The sequence below is a fragment of the Rhodococcus sp. HNM0569 genome (assembly GCF_012726205.1).
GTDB lineage: Bacteria > Actinomycetota > Actinomycetes > Mycobacteriales > Mycobacteriaceae > Rhodococcus_F.
Genome location: NZ_JAASAE010000003.1, coordinates 102130 through 105043, shown reverse-complemented (window position 1 = coordinate 105043; position 2914 = coordinate 102130). Strand labels below are relative to the sequence as shown.

Genomic DNA, 2914 nt, shown 5'->3' with positions numbered 1-2914 from the left:
CGGCATGTCCGTCGTGCTCCGCCCACTGCTCTGGGCGTCAGGAGACACTGCGGACACGGCCCTCCAGATCGGTTGCCACGCGTGTACCTCCCGGCCGACAGTCGCACTTCGACGTACTCTGCAGCCGTGTCTACCAAAGCGACAAACCGTGCTCAACTGAACGATTGACCAGGTAACACCCGAAAAACGCTGGTACAAACCGGTTTTCGTACCATGTCACAAAACGGTAGCGGCATGAAGGTTCAACCCTGGAAATGCCGAGCAACTGGCGATTCGCCTCCGCGAGTCGTCCATGTCGCGTTGCCGAGGACGGCGCCGGTGCGCATGCAACCGCGCATCCTGTGCCGAGCGGTTCCCCTCCGTAGCGGTTCCGAAACATGATTGTTCTGACACTCACAGTCGCTGCGACGCGCGGCGCGGCCGTCGCAGACGGTTCACTCCACCGGGACGTGTGGCACGGCCGACGCGAGACGCGCCGCTTCCCGATCGGCGCGGGTGTTGAGCTTGCCGAGGCGCGAGCCACCGAGCTTCGCAGCAATGTGCTCGCGCACCGTGACCGGGTCGTACGGCCGCCCGGCGGCGGGCGGGCACGTGGGCAGTGGAGCGATCACGGCGTCGGCGTTGCCGTCGTGGAAGAACGCTGCCGACCGTCTCCGCACGATCGTGCCGTCGACGAGCGGCGGCTTCACACGGTGCAGCGTCGACATCCAGCGGTCGTTGGTGAGCCGGGCGGTGAGATCGCCGAGGTTGACCAGCAGCGCCCCGGGAGCGGGCGCGACGTCGTGCCACTCGCCGTCGCTGCCGAGGACCTGCAGACCGGCGACGCGATCGGCCCACAGAACCGTGACGATGCCGAAGTCGGTGTGCTCCCCCATTCCGGTGAGATCAGCACCCGGTACGACGGTGCCGGGCGGCAGCGCGTAGTTGTTCATCCGCAGCACGTCGATCGAGTGGCCGGTGAGGTCGTCGAAGAACTCGACAGGCACTCCGAGGGCATCGGCGAAGATGGTGGTCAGGGTGCGGGCAACCCGCGCGGCCTCGGCGAAGTACGTCTCGACCGGGTCCCGGAACGCTGCGCCCGCCTCGTCCGGCCACACGTTGCGGCCGTAGTCGGCCTCGTCCAGCTCGAGGTGCGTGAACGAGCGCGCCTCGACACCGACGTTGAACGCCTCGAAGAAGTCGTTCATGCGGGCGGGTGCGTCGATGCCCGCGCTCAGGCTCAGGGCCTCGCTCTTCGGCGGGCTGTACCCCCGGTTGGCTCCCTCCACGCGGTAGCGAGCCTTGACCTCCGGGGCGAGCGCGAAGAAGTGGTCGAGCGCCGCCGCGAGAGCATCGGTGACGACTTCCGGGATGCCGTGCCCGGTCACCTGCACGAAGCCGACGGTGCGGCACGCGTCGTCCATGCTGCGCGCGGCCATCGCACGCTCGGCAGCATCGCCGCCCGTCACGTAGGGGGCGATATCGACTGTCGGAACCGAGAACACGGGAGCAGACATGCGGGCCAGTATCGCGGCGTCACTTTGCGCCTCGACGTCGCCGACGTTACGAGTCCGTGTCGCCCGGTGAGAGCGGGCCCACACTGGTCGACAGGCCGAAACACGCACCCTCTGCCAAGATCGAACGGTGACATCGCTCCGCCTTCCGCCCGCCGCGCACCAGCGCATCGACGCGCTGCTGACCCCCGTCGACGACGCGCTCGCCCGGCACTTTCCCGGCGACCGACCACACGGGCAACCGCTGCACACGGTGTACGTGAGCGCAGCCGACGCGTCGGCCAGCACCCCCTCGCGGTGGCGCGAGGACGCGCTCGAACTGCTCGAGCGGCACGTCGACGCGCTCGGCGAGATCAGCACCCCCGCGTCCGTCGACCTCGCGCGCGGAACCCTCACCCGGCGTCCGATCGCGGACCTGCGCATCGATTTCGAGGACGGCTACGGAGTCCGCGGCGACGACGTCGAGGACGCACACGCAGCGCGGGCAGGCCGCACGCTCGCCTCGCTCGCGGCCGATCCGCACGGACCGCCGTCCCTCGGTATCCGGGCCAAGGGTCTCGCGCCGCACGAGCGTGCACGAGGTATCCGCACCCTCGAACTCGTCCTCGACGCGGCAGGGGGCGTGCCCGCCGGATTCGTGTTCACGGTGCCGAAATTACGTTCCGCACAACAGGTTCCCGCGGTCGTCGCGCTGTGCGACGAGCTCGAGCGCGCACACGGACTGCCTGCCCGCGCGCTGCGGTTCGAGCTGCAGATCGAGAGCCCGCAGGCCGTGGTCGGTCCCGACGGCAGCGCGACACTCGCGCAGGCGATCCATCTCGCCGACGGCCGCTGCACCGGCCTGCACTACGGCACGTACGACTACAGCGCGGCGTGCGGTATCGCACCGCAGTTCCAGTCACTCGACCATCCGGTCGCCGACCACGCGAAAGCCGTCATGCTCGCGGCGGCCGCGCAGACCGGTGTGTGGGTGTGCGACGGCTCGACACAGGTCGTACCCGTCGGCTCCGAAGACGACGTGCGCGCAGCACTCGCACGGCACCATCGACTCGTCGCGCGGGCGCTCGGCCGCGGCTACTACCAGGGCTGGGACATGCACCCGGGGCACCTGGTGACACGTCTGCTCGCGAACTACGACTTCTTCCGCGGCGCGCTCGCCGCGGCGGCGCCGCGCCTGCAGAGCTATCTCGCCCGGATCGGCGGCAGCGTCGTCGACGAACCGGCGACGGCGCAGGCGCTCGCGACGGTCGTGCGGCGCGGTCTCGCGGTCGGCGCGTTCGCGCACGCCGATGTACTCGCGCTCGCCCCGTCGTGCACCACCGACGCGCTCGACGCACTCGTCACTCGCACACACAGTCCGTAACACACTCGCCGTCCGTCTCTTTCGCGACCGTCTCCAGGAGAATCGAACACCACCGTGA

General features: G+C 69.4%; 2 protein-coding genes. One reads left to right on the top strand and one right to left on the bottom strand.

Annotated elements, in window-relative coordinates; translation table 11 throughout:
• Positions 1-434: 434 nt before the first annotated feature.
• Positions 435-1496: an isopenicillin N synthase family oxygenase gene (locus tag HCA44_RS05190; RefSeq protein ID WP_169647468.1), complete on the bottom strand. Its 1062-nt coding sequence runs from the start codon at positions 1494-1496 to the stop codon at positions 435-437.
• A gap of 127 nt (positions 1497-1623) precedes the next feature.
• On the opposite strand from HCA44_RS05190, the gene HCA44_RS05185 reads away from it, so the two are divergent.
• A complete protein-coding gene (locus HCA44_RS05185; protein WP_169647467.1) occupies positions 1624-2856 on the top strand; it encodes an aldolase/citrate lyase family protein in 1233 nt (410 codons plus the stop codon).
• Positions 2857-2914: the final 58 nt, after the last annotated feature.